This window comes from Microcoleus sp. S36a_B3 (genome assembly GCF_036700745.1).
Lineage (GTDB): Bacteria > Cyanobacteriota > Cyanobacteriia > Cyanobacteriales > Microcoleaceae > Microcoleus.
In genome coordinates this window covers 1-23,706 of the sequence record NZ_JAUBPN010000019.1, presented here as the reverse complement: position 1 = coordinate 23,706, position 23,706 = coordinate 1, and the positions used below count along the sequence as shown (strand labels likewise).

Annotated in this window: 17 protein-coding genes; 8 read left to right on the top strand and 9 right to left on the bottom strand. The window is 44.3% G+C overall.

From position 1 onward, the window contains the following. The first annotated feature begins 558 nt into the window (after positions 1-558). Positions 559-1,455 carry an alpha/beta fold hydrolase gene (locus QUA01_RS19475; protein WP_333092199.1) on the top strand — a complete coding sequence of 299 codons (897 nt, stop codon included), beginning with the start codon at positions 559-561 and terminating at the stop codon, positions 1,453-1,455. 57 nt (positions 1,456-1,512) lie between these two features. Here QUA01_RS19475 and QUA01_RS19470 read toward each other — a convergent pair whose 3' ends face one another. The 5 genes from QUA01_RS19470 to QUA01_RS19445 form a co-directional block, all read right to left on the bottom strand. Then, the gene (locus QUA01_RS19470; RefSeq protein ID WP_194008195.1) at positions 1,513-1,956 is read right to left on the bottom strand and encodes a DUF4079 domain-containing protein; all 444 of its coding nucleotides are present in this window, start codon (positions 1,954-1,956) and stop codon (positions 1,513-1,515) included. A 332-nt stretch (positions 1,957-2,288) separates the two neighbouring features. After that, positions 2,289-3,047, bottom strand: a complete 759-nt coding sequence (locus QUA01_RS19465) for a WecB/TagA/CpsF family glycosyltransferase (protein WP_333092200.1) — start codon at positions 3,045-3,047, stop codon at positions 2,289-2,291. A gap of 411 nt (positions 3,048-3,458) precedes the next feature. Then, the gene (locus QUA01_RS19460) at positions 3,459-4,829 is read right to left on the bottom strand and encodes an O-antigen ligase domain-containing protein (protein ID WP_333092201.1); all 1,371 of its coding nucleotides are present in this window, start codon (positions 4,827-4,829) and stop codon (positions 3,459-3,461) included. 240 nt (positions 4,830-5,069) lie between these two features. After that, a complete protein-coding gene (locus tag QUA01_RS27485; protein WP_442921571.1) occupies positions 5,070-5,354 on the bottom strand; it encodes a glycosyltransferase in 285 nt (94 codons plus the stop codon). 396 nt (positions 5,355-5,750) lie between these two features. Further along, entirely contained in the window at positions 5,751-6,437 is a 687-nt protein-coding gene (locus QUA01_RS19445; protein WP_333092203.1) for a CPBP family intramembrane glutamic endopeptidase, read from the bottom strand. Positions 6,438-6,647: 210 nt separating this feature from the next. Between QUA01_RS19445 and QUA01_RS19440 the strand changes: the two genes are divergently transcribed. Both QUA01_RS19440 and QUA01_RS19435 read left to right on the top strand, forming a co-directional pair. Next, positions 6,648-8,237, top strand: a complete 1,590-nt coding sequence (locus tag QUA01_RS19440) for an Hsp70 family protein (protein ID WP_333092221.1) — start codon at positions 6,648-6,650, stop codon at positions 8,235-8,237. 129 nt (positions 8,238-8,366) lie between these two features. Continuing rightward, positions 8,367-9,194 carry a YwqG family protein gene (locus QUA01_RS19435; protein WP_333092204.1) on the top strand — a complete coding sequence of 276 codons (828 nt, stop codon included), beginning with the start codon at positions 8,367-8,369 and terminating at the stop codon, positions 9,192-9,194. 131 nt (positions 9,195-9,325) lie between these two features. Here the strand turns inward: QUA01_RS19435 and QUA01_RS19430 are convergent, their stop codons facing one another. Together QUA01_RS19430 and QUA01_RS19425 are read right to left on the bottom strand one after the other, a co-directional pair. Beyond that, positions 9,326-9,847: a L,D-transpeptidase gene (locus tag QUA01_RS19430; protein WP_333092206.1), complete on the bottom strand. Its 522-nt coding sequence runs from the start codon at positions 9,845-9,847 to the stop codon at positions 9,326-9,328. Positions 9,848-9,948: 101 nt separating this feature from the next. Continuing rightward, positions 9,949-10,587, bottom strand: coding sequence for a bifunctional 4-hydroxy-2-oxoglutarate aldolase/2-dehydro-3-deoxy-phosphogluconate aldolase (locus QUA01_RS19425; RefSeq protein WP_333092208.1), 639 nt, complete (start codon positions 10,585-10,587; stop codon positions 9,949-9,951). A gap of 144 nt (positions 10,588-10,731) precedes the next feature. Between QUA01_RS19425 and QUA01_RS19420 the strand changes: the two genes are divergently transcribed. Both QUA01_RS19420 and QUA01_RS19415 read left to right on the top strand, forming a co-directional pair. Further along, positions 10,732-10,923, top strand: a complete 192-nt coding sequence (locus tag QUA01_RS19420; RefSeq protein WP_333092209.1) for a hypothetical protein — start codon at positions 10,732-10,734, stop codon at positions 10,921-10,923. A 179-nt stretch (positions 10,924-11,102) separates the two neighbouring features. Continuing rightward, positions 11,103-11,744, top strand: coding sequence for a hypothetical protein (locus QUA01_RS19415; RefSeq protein ID WP_333092210.1), 642 nt, complete (start codon positions 11,103-11,105; stop codon positions 11,742-11,744). Positions 11,745-11,918: 174 nt separating this feature from the next. Here the strand turns inward: QUA01_RS19415 and ftsH3 are convergent, their stop codons facing one another. Next, positions 11,919-13,757, bottom strand: a complete 1,839-nt coding sequence (ftsH3, locus tag QUA01_RS19410; protein ID WP_333092211.1) for an ATP-dependent zinc metalloprotease FtsH3 — start codon at positions 13,755-13,757, stop codon at positions 11,919-11,921. 443 nt (positions 13,758-14,200) lie between these two features. Here ftsH3 and QUA01_RS19405 point away from each other — a divergent pair, with 443 nt between their 5' ends. The 3 genes from QUA01_RS19405 (at position 14,201) to QUA01_RS19395 (ending at position 22,671) form a co-directional block, all read left to right on the top strand. Further along, entirely contained in the window at positions 14,201-15,151 is a 951-nt protein-coding gene (locus QUA01_RS19405) for a cephalosporin hydroxylase family protein (protein ID WP_333092212.1), read from the top strand. A gap of 34 nt (positions 15,152-15,185) precedes the next feature. Next, the gene (locus tag QUA01_RS19400; protein ID WP_333092214.1) at positions 15,186-15,818 is read left to right on the top strand and encodes a class I SAM-dependent methyltransferase; all 633 of its coding nucleotides are present in this window, start codon (positions 15,186-15,188) and stop codon (positions 15,816-15,818) included. Between the two features lie 151 nt (positions 15,819-15,969). Next, the gene (locus QUA01_RS19395; RefSeq protein WP_333092216.1) at positions 15,970-22,671 is read left to right on the top strand and encodes a glycosyltransferase; all 6,702 of its coding nucleotides are present in this window, start codon (positions 15,970-15,972) and stop codon (positions 22,669-22,671) included. A 66-nt stretch (positions 22,672-22,737) separates the two neighbouring features. On the opposite strand, the gene QUA01_RS19390 is transcribed toward QUA01_RS19395, so the two are convergent. Beyond that, on the bottom strand, positions 22,738-23,343 hold the full coding sequence (locus QUA01_RS19390; RefSeq protein ID WP_333092218.1) for a hypothetical protein: 606 nt from the start codon (positions 23,341-23,343) through the stop codon (positions 22,738-22,740). Positions 23,344-23,706 lie beyond the last annotated feature (363 nt).

Sequence of the window (23,706 nt, the reverse complement as noted above, 5' to 3'; positions counted from 1 at the left end):
TCTTGCTTGGACTGGCTTGTCCAGCAACTTGAGATATATTCTCAATACGCTCGGCTCGCGATCGCAGACAGGGCTAAATTCCCGGTTCTAGCGAACTATTTCCCGTTGAATAGTTCGGAAAATACTATTCTCCAGGCCTAATAATTAGGCAGATTTTTCGCGGGCCCCTAGTTTTATGTCTCTTGCGTTAGATGCGCGTTAGATACTCATGTGCGCTGCAATCACTAGCAACCAATACCTGTTGTCCTTAAGCATAGTAAACGAAAAAGAAATTATTAGCAATAATTGTCAAATATTTTAGCATTTGCTTAACAAACTCAGCCTTAGCCGGACGGAGTGAGACTACAGGGCGATCGACCCAAGTCCTAGAAGCCGATCGAGCATATAGCAATTCGAGCGAAAAATGAGGTATTGACCGCTAAATCCCCCAATCTCCCCCATCCCCCAATCTAAAATCTAAAATCGACTGACTTGTTACCTTTTTGAGAAGGGCTATACTTGAGTGTTAGGGCGATCGCGGGAACACCGCCGCTAGGAATTAACAATTTATCAAGAATTATGCCAGCAAGTTTTCTGCCAAAGTCGATCGCACAACTCACAGAATCTACCTCAATCGCCTTAGCCCAAAGCATTCAACAGTCAGCAATTACAACCCCGCTGAGCCCGCAGCCAATAGCCACCACTTACGTGCGTCAGGGGAGCGGCAACACGCCGATTTTGCTAATTCACGGCTTCGACAGTTCCGTATTTGAATTTCGCCGCCTGCTGCCGTTGCTTGCTGAAAAAAATGAAACTTGGGCGATCGATTTATTGGGTTTTGGCTTTACAGAAAGAGGGGCGGATTTGGCATTTAGCGCCATGGCAATTGGCACTCATCTTTACTATTTTTGGAAATCGCTAATTTCGCAGCCTGTAATCTTAGTTGGCGCATCGATGGGAGGTGCTGCCGCAATTGATTTTACCCTCAATTATCCCGAAGCTGTCAAAAAATTAGTGCTGATCGACAGTGCAGGTTTTGCCGTCACTTCTAACAAGGGAAAATTTCTCATTCCTCCTTTAGGATATTTGGCAACTTCATTTTTGCGAAACCCTAAAATCCGCCAAAAAATTAGCGTCAATGCTTATTTCGATCGAACTTTGGCTACGGTGGATGCTCAAACTTGCGCTGCTTTGCACTTAGAAACGCCTAACTGGAATCAAGCTTTAATTGCTTTTACAAAAAGCGGCGGTTACGGAGGTTTTGGGGGAAAACTCTCGCAAATTCAGCAGCAAACGCTGATTTTGTGGGGAAAACAAGACCGAATTTTGGGGACGGCGGATGCGGAAAAGCTTGAAAGTGCGATCGGCAATTCTCAATTAATTTGGATACCGGATTGCGGACACGTTCCTCACCTAGAAAAACCGCAAATTACCGCTCAACATATCTTAGATTTCACAGCTAAAGCAGCAGGTTAGTAATGAGAACTTCAGTCCGCATCTGTTATCACAGGACTGAAGTCCTTACTACTAACATTAAACTTTCGGTAAGTATTTTTGTACGATCGTCCATCCCGTGAGCAACACAGTCACAAATCCAGCACCTAAAAATATATTAGTGCCAATGTGGATGGGGCGCGCCCAAGGATGTTTAGGGCCAATTTGCAAACCACTCCCAACAGAAACCAACACCAAAGCCACCACAGCTAACCCGGCCGGTAAATGACCTGAGTGACCCAAATTTCCGTAGTATCCCAGCGTACCGACTACGCCAATTCCCAGCAGTAAAATTACCAAAGTCGCCATTCCCGTACCAGTCGCCAAATGAAAGGGACGCAGCCATTTTGGGCGCTGCTGTTTGGTACTGCGGGCGGCAAACATCCATGTTCCAGTAACGGCCAGCAACAGGTAAGCTAAGAGGGAAATACCCATTGACCAAGCCGCTATTTTCCACAACCACAAGAAAGAAGGCAGATTCATCCGTTGCATCCCTAATTAGGGATTTCTAAAAAAGGTTTCCTTCCGATTTTACTGGCATTGTCCAGCAAAAAATGCAGATTTTTGGCAGAAAGGGCGATCGGGCTATCCACAGCTTGCATCTTTCTTACAAACCCGAAGTCAAACGCTAAAGCTCATACTCAGCTTTATTGACGTTATTGATACCAATTTTCCCAAAAATGCAACTACAGGCAAACTCCAAACTAATCTTCAGTAAATCATTCCCAATTCTTCAATCTAAAATCTAAAATGGTATGATTTGTCAATCCAGTTTTGAGGAGCATCCTTACCATTCTAGCTTCGTGTTTTTGCTGTCAATGAAAGAAAGGCATTTTATAAAACCCTAATTTTTGTTCGACTATTAATCGAAAAAAAGGCAGGCCGTCTATCAAATATCTTTTCCACAACCTTCTCGGTTCGCTTAACAGTCGGTACGCCCATTCAATGCCAACTTCGCTCATCCATTTGGGCGATCTTGCTTTGCAACCAGCTTCAAAATCAATGGTTGCACCTACGGCTAAGAAAATTTTGATATGTGTAAATTTGCTCTGGTATTTAATCAACCACTTCTCTTGCTTTGGAGATCCCACTCCTATGGCCAGAACTGTAGCTCCTGATTTATTGATAGCGTCAATTATTTTTTCGCATTCTTCCTCATTTTTTTCAAATCCAAAAGAAGGAGAAAGTGCTTCAACGACTATTTGTCTGCCAATTTTTTGATTAATTTTTTCCTGGGCTTTCTTCGCAATACCTTCAGCCGCTCCGAGCAAAAATATTTTCATGTTCTCGCGATCCTTGTGATACATATAAAATGCAGGAAACAAGTCCGAACCTGAAATTTTTTCTTGAATTGGGGTACCCAAGAATTTTGAGGCATACATCAATATTTGACTGTCGCATACTCGATAACTAGATTGATTGTAAGCTTCATAGAAGTCGCGGTCATACTGCAACTTAATCAAGTGGTCTACATTGGGCGTAAATACAACACCGCCTTCGCTATCGAGTTTTTCAAACAATTCTGTTATTGACAGGTTATCTATGGAGACATTCAATAAATTAACGGTTTTCATTTGTTATTTCCTTTCACCCTTTATATTAAACGGCAAGTCAAACTCTAACCCACACGGCAACCTCGTATTTTCAATTTTTGGGCGCGGGGGGTGAATATACTTTATTCAGTATATGCCCGTATACCCTACCTGTCTAGTAATGAATTTTAAAGATTGTGTAAAGAATCACCTAGTTTTAGCAAAAAGTGTATCAAGCCATTTTTTTTGTTTACAATTCGCAGCACAATTTTCTAAACAAGACTATTTCGTGCGAATAGTTAAAAGATTGTAAATTAATGTTGAGCAATTGAAAAATAGAGCGCAACTCCCGAACTAGGTTTGAGGCAAAAAAGGTAGGTTTTTTAGTTTGTGTATGCAGCGAATGCCAGATATATTTAAGCTGTGAGTGCGATCGGCTCGCCTTCCTCAAAATCATCCTGATTTTTGGTGAACCAACGACTTTCTTCTGGACGGGGACATGGTTTTCTTGGTTTTAAGACTTTCTGGAGCTTTTAAAAGCAAACTCGATAGTCCTCCAGCAATGACCGCAAAAATCGGGTTAACCATAGCGTTCAAAACACAGTCAAACACGTACATAGTTAAGGACACTGCCAAGACCGCAGCGGGCGCTACTTTGGGATGAGCCCAGGTTCTGGCGGGATACTTGGACAGGCAAAAGACGACAACAGGAAGCAACAATGAAGAAAATAAACTAGCTAAACCGACTACACCGTGGACCCCAAATGCAAGAATCCATAAACTGTCGGTCACCGAGATATCTTTACCGTACTCGTTGTACACGCGGTTTCCACCCGAATCTCCCCAACCAAAAAGAAATGCTTGCCGTGCTTTTGCCCCCAATATTTCTTCCATGTCAAATCTAAACTTCAGAGAGGATGCTCGTTCTTCGCCAAATATTTGAGTGATGAAGTCAATCACGTCGTGACTAGAAAATTGACCCGATGCTGCTATGTACAGATAAAATGCTATATATCCAATTATGAATAACAGGGGCAAAGAGGTGCGAAAGAATTTCGCTGAAAATAATACGATTAATGCGAACGCAAATAAACTGTAAGCACCAGTAGAACGGCACAAGAAAAAAGCAATAGTTAATACAATTACTAGAGTCTTGATGTTGCGGCCCTGAAACTTTTTCAGCGTCCCAGTTTGCCAAAGCCAAACTCCGATTAAGGCGGCTGTCATCATCCACACGCCCACCATCAAACCGTGCTGCATAAATACTACCGGTCTCCACCCCCCCATACGCCTTGCTTGACCCCAGTCCTCAAAGGCATTGACGCCGTAAACCATTTGGTGCAGAATTGGGCCTTTAACTCCTTCAATTAAAGTAAAAGGAATGTAGGCCAACCCACCGGCAAACATGCCGATCGCTAGTTGTCGCAGCCCGTCTAAACTACCGAAATACAAGCGTCCTACAAAATAAGGTAGACCCCAAGTAACGATTTGGGTGAAAGTCGGAGAAATCGGGCTGCCGCCATTAGTAACTTGTGAAACAATGGGACATAAACACCAAATTACCATTGGCACGTCTAGCCAACCGGGCTTAAAAGTGGTGAGGCGCGAAGTATCGTAGACAATAGTAGCAAGCAAAATTGCGTAGCAAGATGCCGAAACTTTGTCATAAGGCGGCAACAGGGGGATGGGATAAGAAGCTTGTGGCAAAAATAGCCACGCTACAATAAAACTGATAATTACCGCCCGGTGAGGCGGAAATCTCACAAACAGATAAAAAACGATCGGAAGCCAGCCGAACAGAGCAATTGGGATTAATGCAACCATAGTTTTTTTTTGCAGTAAAATTGCAGAAAGAGAACTCAATTTGCCCGATCGAAGTTCTCGATTAAACGATCGCCCAACCCCGAGCTTTTAAATCCACCTCAATTTTACGCATTCTTCGTTAATTGTGGCTGACCTTCCAGAGCCGTGTCCAGTGCAGCCTAGAATAGGTCGGTCGCATCCTTCCAAGTATAATTGATCACCGTTTCCAAAGCAGTCTCGGACATTACCCGCCATTCGGCATCAGATAACTGACAAATTTACTCGATCGCCTTTGCCATATCCTCTGGGTCTTCTGGCTTGACCAGGATTCCGCCCCCGCCAGCCAGCAATTCTGGAGCTGCACCAACGGTCGTACCGATGACTGGAGTACCTACCGCAAGCCATCCCTTCTAAAATTGCCAAACCGAAGCCTTCGGAGCTGCTGGAAAACAGCCAAGCATCGCATTTTCTGTAAAATTCTTTGAGTTGGTCTTGTCTAGGTTCTTTATTATACCCAGTAACAGGTGGCAGCGGCAAATACGCCACAGGATATTCCCCTCATCCCACCCGTAAGACCGAGGGTAGAAAGGACAAAAGTAATTTTCATAACTATAGAACCCATTTGACATCTATTCCAGACTTATTACCACAACTAGGTTTGGGCCGAATCAGTAAAATCCTAGATTTAGGCTAGAATAGTTGCTCTGTAAGGATTTTACAAAAGATGTCAAATGGGTTCTATAATAAAAAAAATGCTTTTTGGAAAACACAGATACTCCTGCGGACAAGTCTGCGGTAGGGCAGTACGAATTTGGAACTTTAAACGCTTATTCGCAAATAAATTATGTCTGATCATTGCGGGAGATATTAGTCGGGAGAGCTAGTTGGATAAAATGTAAAATTTCACTGTATAATTACCAGCGATTATCGCTAAAAAATTAGCTATTTAAAAAGAATTTGCCAAGCAATAATTGCTAGCGCTAAATCGGCGATCGCGTGGCTGATATAACTAGACCAAAGCGAACGATAAGTCAGATAACACTGCGACCAAATTATTCCGGCGGCGAAGACAGCTAATGAGCCTAAAATCACACCGTGCCAATCGCTGTAGGCTGCGATTACAAAAATGTGGTGGAGGGTGAAAAATAATGCACTGAGAAATATTGCTTTTTTTCCAGGTATCAAAATCTGGCATTTGTTGCAGACAAACCACCGCCAAGTAAATTCTTCAATCAGTGAATTAACTAGCACAAAATATGCTTCAATTATCAAGTAAATATTAGGGCTGCTAATACCCAATTGCTGCGCTTTTTCTTTAGCAGTTACAGGATCGATCCAGTGCTGACCGAAAAGGCTGTAGATACCCACAATCACCGCAAACATGAATATTCCCCAAACAGCTCCAGCCAGCAATTCTCGGCGCTTGGGGAGGGAGAAACGCAGGTTAATGCAATCGACAAAAACAGACCACGCGATCGGAAAAACCAGCAACCAAACTTGACACAAAACTGACAGTGTTTGTCCCCAGCTTCCGCCAATATACAATGCTGTTACTGCACCAATACTGGCGGCAGGGACAAGCAATGTGATAGCTAAGAGTGCTGTTTTGCGATCGCCATTATCCAGCATTTTTTACGCTACATTTGAAAAATTGTATTGAGATCGAAGGTAAAAGCTTGGCTGCTGCAGACAGGGGAGTTTTGTGCCGCTTATCAAAGTGGCGTGCCTTTTCAGTTGCAACAAAATGTTCATGTAAGAACAATTCGATCGCCTCTTTGCATTTGCGGCTCAAAATACCATAATATAATCTAATCCCTAATAGCTGTGTATTTTGGCCCAATGACGATCGCCATTGACTTTGGAACTAGCAACACCGTCGTCGCTCGCTGGAATCAGGCCATCCAGCAGCCAGAAACTTTGAAATTACCGGGATTGTCGGCAATCTCAGCTCAAAACCCGCCCCTAATTCCCAGTTTGCTCTACGTTGAGGACGCTGCTCAAAATAAAATAATACTCGGTCAACAAGTCCGCGACAGAGGTCTCGATCTGAGTGGAGATTCTCGGTTTTTCCGCAATTTCAAGCGAGGAATTGGCACTTCGGTTCAGGGTTTTGTGCCGGAACTAGACGGGCAAATTGTGGATTTTGTACGAGTAGGTGAGTGGTATTTGAGCAAAATTGTCAGCTCAATTCGCGAACTGCCCTTGCCGGTAGATTCTTTGATTTTTACAGTGCCTGTAGATAGTTTTGAAGCTTACCGCCATTGGTTGGGTAAAGTGTCTGAATCTCTGCAAGTAGAACAGGTGCGGATGTTGGACGAACCGACGGCGGCTGCTTTGGGCTATGGTTTAGCCGATCGCGAAATTCTCTTAGTCATTGATTTCGGCGGCGGAACTCTCGACCTTTCTTTAGTGCGCCTCGACATTTCTGCTGGCCAAAAGCCCCTGGGTTTTCTGCTCAAATGGGGCGAAAAATTATTAGCTGAATCTTCCGCACAAAAGGCAAAAGTTGCTCGGGTTTTGGCTAAAGCCGGACAAAATTTGGGCGGTTCGGATATTGATAATTGGCTGGTTGACTATTTTGTCAAAACAAAAGGGCTGGCCAAATCTCCGATTACAACGAGATTGGCAGAACGGTTAAAGATTCAGTTATCTTTGGTAAATCAGGCGGTTGAAGTTTATTTTGATGATGAAAATTTTGAGAGTTACGAATTAGAATTAGACCGATCGCGCTTTGAATCTATCCTCGCCGAACATCAGTTTTTTGACAACCTCGACGAGTGCATGAATCAAGTATTGCAGCAAGCGCGCCGCCAAGGCTTAGAAATTGACGACATTGATGCAGTTTTGCTCGTTGGCGGTACTGTTCAAATTCCCGCCGTAAAGCGTTGGGTTGAGCAATATTTCGAGCCGGCAAAGATTCGGTGCGACAAACCCTTTGAGGCGATCGCCCAAGGTGCTCTGCAACTGAGTCAAGGCATAGAAATCAAAGATTTTCTCTATCACAGTTACGGAATTCGCTACTGGAACCGCCGCGAAAATTGCCACAGTTGGCACAGTTTAATCAAATCCGGCCAGTCTTATCCGATGAGCGAACCGGTAGAATTAGTCTTGGGAGCTTCTTTAGAAAATCAGCCGAGTATTGAATTAATTATCGGTGAATTGGGAGCGGAAACTGGCGGCACGGAGATATATTTTGACGGCGACAGGCTTATTACTCGCCAAATCGCGGGCCAAACCTCGGTACAGCCGCTCAATGACAAAGATGGAGCTCGCAGTATCGCGCAATTGACACCGCCGGGGTATCCGGGGGGCGATCGCGTCAAAATTTTGTTTCGCGTTGACGAACAGCGCTTTTTACGCATTACCGTGGAAGATTTGCTGACAAATCAAACTTTGTTGGAGGATAAACCCGTGGTGCAGCTAAGTTAAGCATTCCTGAACGCATGGGATCTCAGAAACCGGGTTTTTTACGAAAATCCTTCGTTGCAGCCCGCAGATTAAGTGAAAAACCCGGTTTCTTTGATGGAGTGTGTCCAGGACTAAAATTATTAAAAGCAGATGAACTACAAACTAGAATTTCCACTCTCTCCCGAACTAGAAAAGTATCGCGACCGAATCGAAGCTACCATTAAACCTTACATTGAAATTAAAATCCAGAATAATGCTCGGGTTAATTTGTGGCAGAGTAAATTTGGGGGATTGCCCTATTTACCTAAAGGCTTTGAGTATCCAAAAACTGCTGACGGTAAATATTTATTCTTGCTAGCACAACTCAACTTTGATGAAATACTGCCTTTAGATGGTTTTCCCGATCGCGGAATTTTGCAGTTTTATATAGCTGACGATGACCTATATGGTTTAAATTTGGACAATTCTGCCAATGCAGATAATCATACAATCGAAGACCAATTCAAAATAATCTATTTTCCTCAGCCCGACTTCAAAGTTGAAAACATCATTACCAATTATGATTTTTTGCCGGAACCAGAATATTTTCCTGTTCAGGGCTGTTACGGCTTGCAATTTACTAAAAAATATGCGCCGATTAGTACCAGTGACTACCAATTTACACAAATTTTAGGATCGGAAATTGAAGAGTTATTTATGAACCCTGAAATTGAGGATGAGTACCGAGAAATATCGCATTCCTTTGGTCATAAAATAGGTGGTTATCCTTATTTTACACAAGACGACGCAAGAAAATATAGTAATACATCTGAGCAAAAACAAAAGCTAGATATTCTTCTATTCCAAATGGATACCGATGCCAATGAGACAGTAGATATCATGTGGGGAGACAGTGGTGTCGGTAACTTTTTTATTAATGAATCAGCACTCAGAGAATTAGATTTTAGTAAGGTTTTATACAATTGGGATTGTTGTTAAAAGCAGCAGTTAAGTAAGCACACCTAAAAAAACATAGTACCCAGAACCCCGACTTCTTTAAGAAGTAGGGGTTCTAACAGATTGAATAGTGTTTGACTATGCCCAATGCCCAATGCCCAATGCCCAAGGGTCTAAATTTCAGATTTGTGCACAACCACGGGTGTCCCCACCGAAGCCCAATTGAACAGCCATTTAGCGTGATTTACAGCTACATTCGTGCAGCCGTGAGTGACGGGATTGCCAAACAAATTGTGCCAGTAAGCGCCGTGAATTGCCATTCCTCCGTCGTAATACATTGTATAGGGAACGTCGGGCACATCGTAGTCCGGCCCTGTCATTCTGGCAACGCGGTATTTGGTTTGAACGGCAAAGGTTCCCGTGCGGGTGGGAGTCGATGATTTGCCGCTGGAAATAGTCACCGCATAAACAGGTTTGCTTCCTTCCCAAGCTGTTAATCTTTGTCTTGACAAATCAATTTCAATCCAGCGCTGACTGGACTGCTGCAACTGCATAATTCTATTGGCAATTTTGTTGTGCTGCGAGCCGGCAATTGCAGGATTTGGCCCGCCACAAAATGCAGCAACTGTGAGGGCGCAGCCGGCACAGAAAATGCCGGCGCGGCGAAAGTAAGTTGAGTTGATAATGCTGTTCATTCCTCACACCCAAAACGATTTTAGACTTGAAATTGTAGATTTTAGATTAGCTTGTACTACTTTAGATTGTAGATTATAGATTTTAGATTGGGAAAGAGGGCTTAACAAGTTGTTAACTTTTTGGTAAGAGTTCGGGCAATTTGACCGATCGCCCGCCAATCGCGATTTTCCACTAAGTGTTTGGGAAATAAGTCTCCCGCCAAACCAACGGCGATCGCCCCAGCGTCAATAAATACCTTCGCATTTTCCACTGTCACCCCGCCAGTGGGAATCAAAGGAATGTGTCCCAGAGGGCCTTGCAGGCTTTTCAGGTAAGCTGCGCCTCCCAAAGCCGATATCGGAAACACTTTAACGCAGGTAGCGCCTGCTTGCCACGCTGTCACTATTTCCGTGGGAGAAAAAGCACCGGGGACGATCGGCACTCCGGCATCAACTGCTGTTTTAATCATAGCTACATCTGTGTGCGGAGTAAACAAAAATTGAGCGCCGCAATCTATGGCTTCCTGCAACTGTTCTAAGTTTAATAAAGTGCCAGTACCAATACTAAAAGTAGGAAATTCCGAGCGGAGTTCGGCAATTAATTCAGCAGCTTTGTGAGTGTCCCAAGTAATTTCAATAAACAAAAATCCGCCTACTGCTACCGCTGATGCCATCTGCCAAGCGAGTTCCTTTTCGGAGGAACGGATCACGGCGATGCCGCGGTGTTTTTTGAGTTGTGCCAACCAAGATTGACGATTCATACAATTTTAGATTTTAGATTTTAGATTTTAGACTTCGGTGCGATCGCTCAGTCGAAGGATTTTAAATTGGGAACGAGCTTAAATTTGACACTCATATCATTCTGACTCCCATATAATTTTAGTACACATTACTAACTCCGATATATGCCAAACTACAATATGCGCGGCGTGCAATTTTTAACAGACAATCTAGGCAACAAAACCGCTGCAATTGTTGACCTCAAAGAACACAGTGCATTTTGGGCCGACGTGCTGGCCGAATGTGGCGAACCGACAGACTTTCAGTTTTTAGTTGATTCTCAAGGCGAAAAAATTGCGGTGCTACTTGACTTCTAGAAGCACGGCGAACTTTGGGAGGATGTTTACGACTGTCTGACTATTGAATCTAGAAAAGATGAACCAAGAGTTCCTTGGGAAGAAGTTACCCGTTGCTGCTCTCTACAAAAAAATGTAAACTAATATAGTCGTGTCTGCTGTGGGTGCAGCCTCCTGCGGCAAATTTTCTGGGAGACCTAATGAAGAATTCTGATGCAGCTACTCCTCTCAAGTCCCACGGAGTTAGTCGATTATTAATGCAGTTCGCTTGGGCTAACGTCTCGTTAAACGTCGTTTCCCTGCTTTTAACTTCGGTGAAAGCAATTGCACCAACGATTGAGGCGCCACTTCAAGGTTTGCAGCAGATTTTGTTGATTGTTACAATTCTTGTCGCCTTGATTTTGTTCGTGCTTTTTCTAGTCTGGCTATATCGCTTGCACGTCGATCTCAAGGTTCTTTTCAATGATTATCCTATCACCCCAGGAGGAGCGATGGCAAGATTTCTCATACCGATATACAGTATATGGGGAATTTGGAATGCACTCTCAACATTTGCCAACAGATTTAATCAGGAAGGGGGAGAATTAGCAAAGTTTGCCGAGTATATAAATCCCCTGATCGGAGGGTTTTATGCTTTAACTATTGCCTCAAATATGTTGAACCGTGAATTTTCAAGAATGCAGAGGCAGAGTCCAGAAATAGAGCCTTTATGGTTGTTCTTGCTTAATGATGTAGTAGGCCTGGGTTTGTCGGTCATGTTATTGCTAATGGTAAAAAGTATGAGCAGTGCCGTTGTTGCCAAAGCTCGTCAGCCAAAATCAGGCAGGACAATCAAGGTTTAGTAGGTAGGGGTAGGGTGCGTCCCTCTGGGATAACTGCAAATAGCGAGAATTGTCGCAGCGACGCACCCTACTATAAAAAATTGGGGCGATTCCAGACAATCCCAGAATCACCCCAATTATTGATTTCAAACTTTAGATTCCATCCAAAATTTTAAATCTTAAATCCCAAATCAATTAGGCAATTGTTGCCATCTTGACATCGCTGTTGGCTAGCAAATTTTGCAATTCATCAGCATCCACAGTTTCCTTTTCTATTAGCATATCTGCCAAGGAGTTTAGGACGTGGCGGTTGCCAACCAGCACGTCTTTAGCGCGCAGGTAAGCTTGCTCTACCAACAAGCGGACTTCATCGTCGATCGTGGCAGCGGTTTCTTCAGAAAAGTCCCGTTCGGCCATGATATCGCGACCCATGAACATATTCCCTTGTTGGCGACCGAGAGCTACAGGGCCTAGCCGATCGCTCATTCCGAAGCGAGTTACCATTTGCCGCGCTACTCTTGCCACTTGCTGCAAGTCATTGGAAGCGCCAGTCGTGACTTCTTCCTCCCCGAAGACAATCTCTTCAGCAATGCGGCCACCCAAGGCTACCGCCATTTGATTTTGCAAGTAAGAGCGAGAATACAAGCCAGAATCCATCCGATCTTCGCTCGGTGTGAACCAAGTCAAACCGCCAGCGCGGCCGCGGGGGATAATGCTAATTTTCTGCACTGGATCGTAGTCAGGCATCAGGGCACCGACTAAAGCGTGACCGGCTTCGTGGTAGGCTACTAAGGTTTTGCGCTTTTCGCTCATCACGCGGTCTTTCTTTTCCGGGCCGGCGAGCACGCGGTCGATCGCATCGTTGACTTCATCCATCGAGACTTCGGTCAAGTTGCGGCGGGCTGCCAAAATTGCCGATTCATTCAGCAGGTTAGCCAAATCCGCACCTGTGAAACCGGGAGTCCGGCGGGCGATTTTCTCCAAGTCCACATCTTTCGACAAGGTTTTGCCGCGGGCGTGAACGTTGAGAATTTCGAGGCGGCCTCCGAAGTCGGGGCGATCGACCACAACTTGGCGATCGAAACGGCCCGGACGCAGCAGCGCAGCATCCAGCACGTCGGGGCGGTTCGTAGCAGCAATCAAAATGATCCCAGTATTGCCCTCAAAACCGTCCATTTCGGTCAGCAACTGGTTCAGGGTTTGTTCCCGTTCGTCGTTACCGCCGCCCAAACCAGCTCCCCGCTGGCGGCCTACCGCGTCAATTTCATCGATAAATACGATGCAAGGAGCGTTGGTTTTAGCTTGTTCAAACAAGTCGCGGACGCGGGAAGCACCCACACCTACGAACATTTCCACAAATTCTGAACCGGAAATCGAGAAGAAGGGAACGCCTGCTTCGCCAGCAACTGCTTTGGCGAGCAAGGTTTTGCCTGTTCCGGGAGGGCCTACCAGAAGCACGCCTTTGGGGATTTTTGCTCCGACTGCGGTGAAGCGATCGGCATTTTTCAGGAAGTCCACGACTTCTGCGAGTTCTAGCTTGGCTTGTTCGATGCCGGCTACGTCGCCGAATGTCACCTGAGTTTGAGGTTCCATTTGAACTCTAGCTTTGGATTTGCCGAAGTTCATGGCTTGGTTGCCGGGCCCGTTTTGGGCGCGCCGCACCAAGAAAAACAGTCCCACTAACAGCAGGATCGGGAAGAACAGGCTGCTGAGGGCTTTTACCCAGAAACCTTCGTCGCTTTGGGGCAGAACTGAAATGTCTACGTTGTTTTTGGTCAGGATGTTGATCAGTTCGGGGTCGTTCGGCAGGTTGACGAGTACCTTGTTGCCATCTTGAGCCGTTACGAGGGCTTTGCTGCGATCGGAACTGATATTTATTTTGTCTACTCTCTTGCCTTCTACTTCCTGAATGAATTGGCTGTACTTCCAAACTTCCCGGCTTGGGGGCTGTTTGTCAAAAAATGCCGTGGCTAGGGCAATGACTACAATAGCCAGCAGTGCGTACAGTCCAGCGTTTCTCCACCGTTTATTCACCGAGGTCGATCCTCCTAATTATTTAGTCCCTACAGTTTGGGATTTTTTATTTATGTTCATCAATCTTAACGTAATTGTAACTTGTTTGCGGCCTGCAAGAATCCCCGTTAGGGCGATCTTGCTTGCATGGTGGTGGAAACCGAACGTGGCTTCACTGCGTCAGGTGATGAAATGCTTTCCTCGCAAAAGGTAAATTTTTGCTTACACGATCGAGTGATTTTTGTCAATGTGCAGATTGAGTGGGTAACGAGTTGAGGCCAAGAGGGAGATGGACGATCGTCGTCTCAATCAAGCGCGCATCGCGATCGATGCTTGAGTTAGAGGTAATATGGGTGCAATCTCTTGCTGTTTTTGAGGCAGAACAAATGTATAGCGGTAGTGAAGCCCCGGCAACTACCTGACTCAGCGCGGCAACAGTTCAGATTTTCTGAGTGCGGATGCGGTTGGCTGATGTACTCTACCAAGCTGACAGCAGTTTGAGCGCTGGGGTATTGAGAAAAAATATACATGAGGCGATCGCCATCTTCGGCACAGAAAAAACGCCGCATAGGAAAATTGAAATAACTGGCTTTTTAACTGATATGCACAACCTCGCAGATAATATTATAGTGGCAACTAATTTATATAATTGTGGCGACCACTTTCAGGCAGAGTTAATTTGTACCAAAATTCTTGACAGTCAGCCAGACAATTCAGATGCTTTGTGTTTGTTGGGAAAAATCAAATATCAACTCTCAAAAAATCAGCTCGCTTCGACAACAGACGCAAGCCTGCGCTATCATTTGTGGTACTACAACAACCAAATTTGGAATACCACCACATGGGCAGGAGTCAAAGCACTAAAATCTCCCAGCGATATGTGGAGTTACCAAGAAATCATCTGGGATTTGAAACCTAGTTTGATCGTAGAATTTGGCAGTTTCTATGGTGGAGGTACTTTATTTTTTGCCTCGCTCCTTGAAAAAATCAATAATAAATCTCAAGTGTTTTCGGTAGATATTGACCATACATCTCTCAATCCCCAAGTGAGAAATCATCCCCGCATCGAGTTAATGCTGTCATCCTCAACCGCCCCTCAAGTTTCTCAAAGAATAGTCGAATTACGCAGAGAATTTCCCGGGCCGATATTTGCTATCCTGGACAGCAACCATGAAAAGCAGCACGTTTTGGGCGAGATGCAACTGCTGCGACCGCTACTGCAAACAGGCGATTACGTCGTAGTTGAAGATAGCAATATAAACGGACACCCAGTTTTGCCCGGATGGGGAGAAGGGCCATACGAAGCAATGGAAGAATATTTTGCCATTTACCCTGATGATTATCAAAGAGATGATTTGCGCGAACAGAAATTTGGCTTTACTTTTGCAACTGCTGGATTCTTGATTCGACGCTAAATATTTAAAATTGTACTGCAACTCAAAGATTGCCATGAAATTTCCACTGCACCAACCAACCCTCCAGTTATTGACAGGACTCTCAGGAGTCGAACTGGGAGCAGCCTCGCACAATCCCTACGGAGTGAATGCAATTAATGTTGCTCCAAAATTTGACGAAGATTTGTTTCAAGACAACCAAGTTAACATGGGAGAGCAACCGACAAAGATCGATATGTACGGCGAAGCAGACAACATTCCTGTCAAAGACAACAGCCAGGATTTTGTTTTATCCAGTCACGTATTTGAACACATTCCCGATCCCATATCTGCTTTATTAGAATGGCAAAGAGTTCTCAAGCCTGGGGGATATGTGGTGATGATTGTCCCCCAGCCGGATGCTCTCGCCGGAGACAATCGCCCCCTATCTACCTACGCGCAATTAATTAAAGCACACCGAGAAAAATGGACGATCGAGACTGCTCCAGCGGAGAATTTATACGGTGGTAAAGGCGGGCACTACTGGAAATTTACCTCAACAACTCTAAGAAAATTCTTTGAGAATCTCAAAACAGCTAATGACGGCATTCCGGCTGTGAATTGGCAACTGCTAGGTACCGAAGATCCCGACAGCAAGGTAGGAAACGGGTTTTGGCTGGCTTACCGAGTGGGAGCATCTCCTTTTTGAAAAAATTTACTGTGTGAGATATTAAGCTCGCACGCTATAAAATCAAAACTGAGATGCTCCCCTCGTACCTGAGCTAATTGGCTGCTAACAGCAGCATTTTTCAAGACAAGCAAGCTCAAAATTAATTATTTAACACAGAGGTTTCCCAGAAATGAATTCTACAAATCAGTTGAAATATCAGCCGCTTATCAGTATTGTGATGCCAGTTTACAATACACCAGAGCAGTTTTTGAGAGAAGCAATTCAATCTGTTTTAAATCAAACCTACACTCACTGGGAATTGTGCATTGCTGATGATGCTTCTACACAGCCTCATGTCAAGCTAATTTTAGAAGAATATGCGGCAAAAGATGCAAGAATTAAGGGAATTCTTAGAAGTAAAAACGGTCACATATCTCGCGCGTCAAATTCGGCACTGCAATTAGCAACTGGTGAGTTTATATCGCTGCTAGATCACGACGATTTGCTCACTGCAGATGCTTTGCAGGAAGTGGTAATGCTGCTGAACCAGCATCCCGATGCAGACATGATTTATTCAGATGAAGATAAGGTAGACGAGCGCAACAATTTTTGTCTTCCCTGTTACAAGCCAGATTGGTGTCCCGATTCATTTTTGTCTCGGATGTATACTTGCCATCTGGGTACTTACCGGCGATCGCTAATTAACGAAATCGGTGGATTTAGAGCAGATTATGATGGCAGTCAAGATTACGATCTGGTTTTGAGGCTTACAGAAAAAACTAACAAAATATTCCACATACCTAAAATCCTTTACCACTGGAGATTTCACCCCGAATCTGCCTCTGCTTCTAGGGATGCTAAACCTTATGCCTACGAAGCAGCAGCGAGAGCCATCACAGATACAATTCACAGAAGAGGGGAAGCCGGACAAGTTATAGCGCATCAAAATTACCCCGGTCACTATACTGTTCGGTACGCGATCGAGAGTTACAAACTGGTTAGTATTATCATTCCTACCAGGGATTTTGGGAGTATTTTAAATAAATGTTTACAATCAATTTTTGCCCTAACTTCGTATCCTAATTACGAAGTGGTGGTAATAGACAATGGCAGTGTAGAAGTTGAAACCAATAATTTTATCAACAAGTGGCTAACTTTACAGCCAAATAAGTTTAAATGCTACCGATCAGACATTCCATTCAATTATTCTCGCCTGAATAACTTTGGCGCACAAAAAGCACAAGGAGATTACTTACTCTTTTTAAATAACGATACCGAAATCAGGGAGAAAGACTGGCTAAATGGTATGGTCGAGCAAGCTCAAAGACAGTCAATTGGCGCTGTGGGAGGGCTGTTGCTATATCCTGATAATTCTATCCAAAATACAGGATTTATCTTAGGTGTGAACGGGATTGCCAGTCATGCCTACAAGGGAGTTAAGAAGGTATTACAGTATGAGGACATAGTACACATAGGATTTACTAATAATGTCTCGGCTGTTACGGGATCGTGCTTGATGTGTCGCCGGGAAGTATTTACCAGTAGCGGCGGTTTTGATGAAAATTTACCCATTGTATTCAGCGATCTTGACTTGTGTTTAAAAATGATGGCTCAGGGCTATCACAATATATATATAAGTCACACCAAAGTCTGGCATCAAGAATTAAAAGGTTGGGCGTTTGAACTGAGTGATGAAGAACAGTTAAAGATTGAAGAATCAGCGTCTAAATTGATGGTATCAAGGTGGAAAAATTTAATAGATCGCGATCGTTGCTTCAGCCAGTATTTAGTGAGGAAGATGCACCAACAGTTAAACCCGACTGAAAGAAGGGAGCCTTTAGTTAGCATCTGCATTCCTACTTATAACGGCGAGAAATATCTGAGCGAGGCACTTTTTAGCGCTATGGGTCAGACTTATCCCCACCTAGAAATTATTATTTCGGATGACGGTTCGACCGATCGCACAATGGCGATCGCTAAGTCACTCACTGACAAGTTTCCCGGCGAGTTCAACTTTTCTGTGCACGAGAAATTTGGATTAGTTAAAAATTGGAATCACTGTATTTCTCAGGCAAAAGGGAAATATATTAAGCTGTTATGTCAAGATGATTTGCTAGAACCGGACTGTATTGCCGAACTGGTGAATTTAGCAGAACAAGACGAGCAAATAGGTTTGGTATTTTCGCGGCGGGGAGTTTTGCTAGCAGGAGACGCTAACTCCGATGCGGCTTGTCAAGCAATCGGTAGAGGTGCTTTAGAAATATCTCAAAACTGGTCAAACTTGCAGCGAGTACAAGATGGCAAAACACTGCTGGCAGATCCTAATCTGTTGAACAATCCGATTAATAAAATTGGAGAACCGAGTACAGTTTTGATTAGAAGGGATGTTTTCGATCGCGTCGGATTTTTTGATGTAGAATTGCAGCAATTAGTGGATGTTGAAATGTGGTTCAGAATTATGAGCCACTACAAAATTGGTTTTGTCAACAAAAGTTTATCCAACTGGCGCGTTCACCTCGATCAACTGACAAGAGAAAACTTGCTGAAGGGAGAAATCGTGCAAGATGTCCAAAGATTGCACCAGAAAATTTTACACAGTTCGTATTTTAATTTATTGAACTCTGAAGTAAAAAATCGGATGAGTGATACTAATCAAGCGGCAGACTGGATGCAACTATTAGCTGGAGGAAAAAAACAGCAGGTAAATGTTACTGCTGTTCCTGTTGTTCCGGCTGCGGCTTTAGAAGTGGCGCAAATTTCTCCTGTTGCTTCTAATATTTACCGACCTTTTTGGTCTGTAATGATTCCTACTTACAACCGGGTAAAATATTTGGAGCAAGCGTTAAAAAGTGTGCTGCAACAGGCTCCTGGTTCTGAGGAAATGCAAATAGAAGTTGTTAACGATTGCTCGAACCAATCTATCCAAGATGAAATGGAGGCAATTGTTAATGCTGTAGGCGGTGGACGAGTTAATTTTTACCGACATCCAGAGCAAGATATCGGTCAAACTGCTATCTTTAATCTCTGCATTCAGCGATCGCGCGGTGAGTGGGTTCACATTTTGCACGACGACGATGTTGTATTGCCGGGATTTTACAGTCGCTTGCGAGAAGGTATAGAAAAAGAACCGAGTGTGGGTGCAGCTTTTTGCCGCCACATTTATACAGACGAAGCGGGAAATCAGCGTTGGGTATCTTGGTTAGAAAGAGAAACTCCTGGGGTACTGACTGATTGGTTGGAACAGATTATTGTGATGTGTCGCCTGCAAGCTTCTCCCATCGCAGTTAAACGCAGTGTTTACGAAAGTTTGGGAGGTTTTTGCCCTCAAGCTGGTGCTGCTTCTGATTGGGAGATGTGGAAGCGAGTTGCAGTGCATTATCCGATTTGGTACGAACCGGAACCGCTGGCTTGGTATCGCCAGCATTCTTCGTCAGACAATACTCGCTTGCTCAAATCTGGCGGGCTAATTGCTGATGTGCGAAGATCGATCGACATTTCTCAATCATATTTGCCAAGGGCGATCGCCGATAAGTTATCGAATCAAGCCCGAGAACACTATGCTTTCTATGCTTTGGAGACAGCTAAAAAACTCCTGACAGATGGAGAACATGAGGCGGCGATCGCTCAAATTCGAGAAGGACTCAAATGCAGTCAATCTGCCCAATTAAAAGAAGCATTAGTTTCACTGCTATTGCTTGGTGAATCTCATCAACCTTCTACCGGATTTTCCAGCTCTATCGATCGGCAACCGCAAGAGTCAAGCAACACATCTGCTGCGGTAAACACTCGAACTACCCGCAAAGAAATTGCTGATATTTGGCTGAATTTACCTGCCGAACAAGTGGCAAGCGCCTTTGCGGGCGATACAGGAAAACAGCACCAAGCCCTGCTTACCAGCGAAATTAGAGATGAACCGCTAAGCGATGCAGAAGAGACTTTTGCGAGGGAATTAGCAGCCAATGTGGCGAAAGGATTTAACGACCAGAAAGCTATCAATTACCTGCTAGCAGCGATGCTGTACCGTCGCGCCGACCAATTGCCGATCGACTACGATCGCGCGACAATTCCTAACTGGTTCGCCAACGAATATCTCAAATTTATGTTCACCTGTCCTAACCTTTTTCAAACCAAAGGAGAAGCAGAGAGTTACTATCAATTTATTCGAGGATGGATTGATTACGTACATAGGAATTTGTTCAAAAATTCTGAGTCGCCTCTGTGGCAGAATATTGGTGTGTTATTCGCGCAAATTGCTAACTTTATTCCGCTGTACTTTACGACGGAAAACCTGCGCGATATTTATACCAAACGAGCAGAAATTATCGAGTTTGCGCTGAAAAATCGCGGTTGTTCTATTGATTGTATCTTCCCGGCGCGATCGCCCAACCGGACAAAAATCCGCCTCGGCATTATCAGCGACCATTTCGCCCCGCAAACCGAAACCTTCGCCACCATCCCGGTTTTCGAGCATTTAGACCGCAACCAGTTCGAGATTTACCTGTACGCCCTCAACACCAGCGGCCACCAATTAGAACAATACTGTCAAAGTCGCGCCGACAAACTGGTTGCACTCCCGAAAGACTTTGCATCGCAAGTCCAAACCATCCGCGCCGACGACTTAGATATCCTGTTTTTTGGTACGAATTTAACAGCTATCAACAAACCCGTTGGTTCCCTAGCAATGCACCGTTTAGCTAGGGTACAAACTACCTCTTTCTGTTCCCCAACAACCACCGGCATCCGGCACATGGATTACTACATCGCAGGCAAATTTACCGCGCCTGATGCTAGTTATCAAGCACAATATCGCGAACAGTTGGCTGTACTCGAAGGTAGCGGTTTTTGTTTCAACTACGCTACAGAATCGGAAGTAGCTACAGTCAAACCTACGCGCCAAAGTCTCGGCATTTCCGACAACACAACTGTTTTTGTTTCCGGCGCTAACTTCTACAAAATTCTGCCGGAATTGAGAGAAACCTGGGTAAAAATTCTAGCTGCTGTACCGAATTCAATCTTGATTTTATATCCCTTCGGGCCGGCATGGACTCGTACCTATCCAGTGACACCTTTTGTTAACAATATGAACGCTATCTGCGCTAAATACGGCGTGGATAACAACCGCTTGCGGTTCGTGAAACAACTGCCCAGCCGCGCGGATGTCAAAGAGTTTTTGCAGCTAGCAGATGTTTATCTCGATTCCTATCCCTACGCTGGGGCTACATCGTTAATCGATCCTTTGCAAGTAGGATTGCCGGCGGTGGTTGTGGAGGGAAATGCTTTGCGCTTCCGCCAAGGTGCGGCGATGTTGCGGGAATTGCAAATGCCCGATTTAATTGCGCGTGACGAAGCATCTTATATTCAGCTAGCTGTTAATCTCGGCACTAACCCGCAGTTGCGGCTGCAAAAACGGCAGGAAATTAAGGAAAGAATGCAGGGCAATCCCGCCTGTTTTGATAGTGTGGCATATTCAGGGGCGATCGCGAAATTATTCCAAGAACTCTTTAGCAACTGGCAAAGCAGCCACCTAGAAGCAGCCCGCAGCTTGCAGGATAGCATTCCCAAACCAGCCGACTTGGGTGAAAAACTCTCGAATGCCGTCCAGCTTTACCAGAGAAACTCATCAAACATTTCACTAATATCCGAACTGCGTCAAATTCGCAAACAAATCGCTGATTTTTGGCTGAACCTTCCCGCCGAAAATCTCGAAACAGCTTACCAAAGCGCGCCCGGTAATAGCTATCAAATCCTTCTCAAAAGCGGCTTTCAACATCAACCAATGATAGAAAGCGAACAAATATTCTTGCAGCAACTAACTCAGCTTAGCAAAGGATTAGTCCATCCTAAAGCTGTCAATGCCTTGCTGGCGGGAATGCTATATTTTCCACCAGAAACTATGCGGATTCCCGACGCTCGTAACCGTTTGCCACACTGGTTAATTGGAGATTACGAACAAGTTTTTGAGACAGAAGCTGCCGTCAAGTCCGAGTCAAGTTCTGACTTGTTATTGCAATACATTCAATCTCCGCAATTTGCCAATCAACTGTTAGGATGCGTCAATCTTTATCGCATAGATCCTTCTGACGTATCGGTAGTTTTGGAACTACGCCAAATCCGCAAACAACTGGCTGATTTTTGGCTGATTGTTCCTTTAGAACAACTGGAAACAGTTTACCGAGGCGAAGTTCGTAAGGGATATCAAGCAATACTTAGCTGCGGGTTGCAAGCCGAGTCAATGACGGAAGCAGAACAGAAGTTTTTGCAGCAATTAACTGAAATTAGTAAAGGGTTAGTGAATCCTCAAGCTATCAATGCTTTGCTTGGTGCGATGCTGTATTTTGTGCCGGGAAAAATGCGGGTTCCCGATGCTCGCACCCGCTTGCCCAAGTGGCTGATTGAGGATTACGAAAATGTGTTTGAAAGCGCATTGTTGGCATCGGAACAAACAATTGTGAAACAAGATTATTTGCCGCAGTTGCTAAATCAATTAACTGCTGCGGTCAATCTTTATGAAATTGACCCGACGGCGGAATTGGTAATAGCAGACTTGCGGTCAATTCGCAGACAAATTGCTGATTTGTGGCTGAGTGTTTCTGGCGAAAAATTAGAACTTTTGTATCGGAGCGATTTCGGGAAGGGTTACAAGGCTCTGCTGGGCTGCGGGTTTGTGAATGAGCCTGTGAAGGAGAGCGATCGCGCGTTTTTCAATTCGTTGGTTGCTGAGTTGAGTAAAGGGTTTGGAGCGGCTGAAGCTGTGAATAATTTGTTGGCGGCGATGCTGTTTTGTCGGGCTGGACAGTTGCGGGTTCAGGATGCGAATAGTTGTTTGCCTTCTTGGTTGTTGGCGGATTACGAGCAGTTGGTTGGGGGTGCGGTTAAGGTGGCTGTGAAGTAAACGGATATAACCTAGGGTGGGCTGCGGCCCGCCCTACGCAAGAGCCGTTAGTTAGGGAATTGAAACTTAATTTGGATTAGAAAAGCCCTTAGCAAGAGCTACGTATTCTTTAACAAGGTCTGCTAACTCTGTAAACGACATTGTGACTCCGTTTGCACAAATACCATTGTTGGAAATCCAAACATGGTGTAAATTTCCTTCAGGTGTAGTTGACGCTTCAAGATGTTTGCTAATATTGTAAAGTTTATTAAGCTTTTCAAGAGAGCTACCGTCTCCTGTCTTAAACAAATTCGTTTCCTTTGACTCTATCTTTTTTCCTAGTTTTCTCCAAAATTCGTAAGCCTGATATAAGAGGGTAACTGCTATTTCAAAATGAGAAAGCGCTTGGAAATATAAAGATGTGTTCTTTTTGCTCTCATTTAAATATAAAAGCAGTAGAGTACGACCATTTTGATACTCAACTAAAGCCATTTGTACGCGACGGATGATTCCAAAAATATAAGGTTTGTACTCAGTTTTAATAGGAAATGTGAATATAGAATTAAGGATAAAGTTATCAATCAAAGGTTCTACCTCAGCGAAGTGCTCTGCTAAATCGGGAGCATTACACTCAGACAATGCTGAAAGTTCCTGAGCGAAGAAGTTATCTAAGCCATAGGTTGTAAAAGGCATAATTTGTTACTTAATGACGACTTCTCAAGTCTAACGTCTGCTAAAAAGCTCAGCTTACGAACAACCGAACCCATCGGGTAGTAAATACTACACTACTCTTACCTTAGAACTAGACAAGTTTGAAAAGGGATATCTAACTAAAATTATGTCATTTTTAGAGTAACTGGGCACAAACATCATCCTCAGTATTGTCCCAAACTCTATCTAGTGATGTTTGACTGGCTTGAAGCCAAAACTCAGCTTCTTCATCAGGTAAAACTGTTACTAATACTTTTGCCCCTTCGGGTAAGCTGAGACGCAGCTAGATTGTATAATATAAAAAAATAAGCAATCATTAGTTATAGTGTATGCCAGCCAAAAATC